1 protein-coding gene is annotated in these 542 nt (G+C 33.0%); it reads left to right on the forward strand.

Annotated features, from left to right (window positions below; all coding sequences use genetic code 11):
• Nucleotides 1–24 precede the first annotated feature (24 nt).
• The coding region (locus HT693_RS11695) for a restriction endonuclease subunit S (protein WP_205403230.1) at nucleotides 25–542 on the forward strand (518 nt) is incomplete at its 3' end.

Genomic DNA, 542 nt, shown 5'->3' on the forward strand with positions numbered 1-542 from the left:
AAATCCCGATTTAACGAGATGTTTATGCTAAGAAACTTTCCATTAAAAAGACTTGGAGAATTAGTTGAAGAAGTCCGATATGGGACGAGTTTACCGGCTACTCTTAACGGTAAATACGGATATTTAAGAATGAATAATATAACTGAAGGTGGTCAGTTAAACATACAGAATTTAAAACATATAGATATTCCAGAGGAGGACTTAGAAAAGTATGTTGTAAGAAAAGGGGATGTACTATTTAATCGTACAAATAGTCTGGAATTAGTTGGGAAAACATGTATCTATGAATTAGATTATGATATGGTTATTGCAGGTTATATTATTCGTATCAGAACAAAGAATAATATTTTAAATCCTAGATACCTCTCTGAATTTTTAAATTTTCCTAGTACAAAGAAGTTTCTAAGGAACATCGCGAAAGGTGCTGTTAATCAAGCTAATATAAATGCAAAAGAATTACAAAATATTTCCATCCCCCTCCCCCCTCTTTCCCTCCAAAATGAGTTCGCAGACTTTGTAGCCCAGATCGACAAATCACAATT

Origin of the sequence: Streptococcus sp. 2154 (assembly GCF_013277255.1) — a bacterium.
GTDB classification, from domain to species: Bacteria; Bacillota; Bacilli; order Lactobacillales; family Streptococcaceae; genus Streptococcus; species Streptococcus pseudopneumoniae.